This is a genomic window from Ensifer sp. ENS02, assembly GCF_014851885.1.
GTDB lineage: Bacteria > Pseudomonadota > Alphaproteobacteria > Rhizobiales > Rhizobiaceae > Ensifer > Ensifer adhaerens.
Window position 1 is genome coordinate 1 of the sequence record NZ_JACVAO010000053.1, and the last position, 1,884, is coordinate 1,884.

The 1,884-nt window shown below is 56.7% G+C and carries 1 protein-coding gene; it reads left to right on the forward strand.

What is annotated here, in order from left to right; translation table 11 throughout:
- The coding region (locus tag IB262_RS35375) for a helix-turn-helix domain-containing protein (protein ID WP_192494570.1) at nt 1-1,090 on the forward strand (1,090 nt) is incomplete at its 5' end.
- Nucleotides 1,091-1,884: the final 794 nt, after the last annotated feature.

Here is a 1,884-nt window from a genome sequence, read left to right on the forward strand (position 1 = left end):
GAGCCTGCCCGATCAGGAACGCGGCGCCAGGCCACCGTCTTCGCATGGCGCCCAGGACCCGCTCACGCCGCTATCGCATGAAAAGCTTCTAGACGTGCGCAATGCAGCCACCGCCGTACCGTCCATCGTTTGGGAGCCTGCGAAAAGCGGCCTGCGGCACGCGAGCGTGCAAGCATCGCAACAAGCGCGCGACTTTGACGTCAACGTCTTGAGCAATCCAAAACTGCACCGTTTGCAGGTCGCCGCATCAGCGCAATGGCTTTGCATTGCCGGCGGAAGTCCAGTTGCGGTCGATGTGCAGCACGTCACTTCCCAGCTTCGCCCGGAGCATCGCTTTATCCTCCTGGCAATTCCTGGGGCCGAAGACGTAGCCCATCAATTGGCAACGCGCACTGGCATCACCGTGCAGTTTCTGGATCGCCTTGGTACCCTGCAAATCGAACCGGGCGTCCATCCAAGGTTGAGCTTGCGAAATTCGGGCCCATGGAAAAAGGCAGTGCCCATCCGCTCTATCGAGGATCAGGATCCAACCGCAGGCGTCCTTGATGAGGAGCCGAGCCAACGGACGGACGTCGCCTGGCATCAGAATGCAACTCCAGGCGCGCGATTGAAGGCGCTGCGCGGCGAGCACGGCCTGACACAAAAGGCGCTCGTGGAGGCTCTGAAGAAAGCTTTTGGCAACGACGTGAAAGTCTCGATCCCGAAGATCAAGGATATCGAAAGCGGTCGGGATTCAGGACGTCTGCTTTGGGGAAGACTTGCCGCATTATTCAAAGTCGAGCCCAGCCTACTGTCTGGCGTCCTGTGGAAATACGGGCCGCCAGGCACCCGATTAAGGGCGCTTCGCATCGAGCGCGGCTTCACGCAAGAGGAACTCGGCACATATCTTCAACTCAGCCGGGACACAATAAATGGAATTGAATCTGGACACACGTCCGGAGATCAACATTGGGGGATAATCGCTGTTTTCTTTGGCGTTGCTCGCGACGAATTAACCGGCACGCTTGCTGGCAAGGAAACTGCCAGGACCCAATCGGTGGTGGCAGCGGACGGTGCCTTTGATCTCGGCGCAGCCGGGGAGGGATCATGATGGCCCAGCTGCGAGCATCGCACCTAAAGCACGGCTTGACGAAGAAAAAGCCGGGTGATGTTCTGGGACCCGCTCGGACTGCCATACTTCAGATAGAAGCCGGACCCGCCTCCTGGATATACTCACTGGCAAGCCATCCGCTTGCGTCAACTTCGTTCACCATAGAGAGTGCACATTGTGCACGTGATGTCTTCGACTCTTCCGTTTTCCTAGATCACACTTGCGCATCCTGCGATTTGTGTTGTTCATAGATCGATTAACGTGATGTTTGGCTATTGAATGATGCATGGAACTTCGGTATCAAGCCCTATCGACATTGGTCGCGCGTGCAGATAGATCGGCTTCGGTCTTTGTGTAGAGTTTATGTTGATGGCTTCACAGGCGGCCTCGGGTCTCAAAAACCCAGTTGGTGCGCCGAAGCAAGCGCCATTCGGAACTCCGTTAGCCGACCGCGGAGCGCCCTTTGGCGCAGATCCGGCAATAGTCCCTGTCTTGTAGGTCTTACGGCAATTTTGATGTTCGCGAGTACCAAAGCTTTGACGCGCGTATTGAAGCACGCTGTCAAGGCCACGGACATGAACGCCTGACGCCTCCAACTTGTGAGTCACAATTTTGCCCAATGACTCGTATTTGTGATGATCACATGTTGCGAAATGTTGCTCGACGGTATCACTGTCGAATTGAGGAACCATGATAGACTTGATCCGGTCATTCCGTCTGATCCGCGATGCGCTGCAGGCGTCGACGGCCTATGGGGGGCGAGGCGGGGCGCAGTTTGCAGGCGCGCTAGAAGG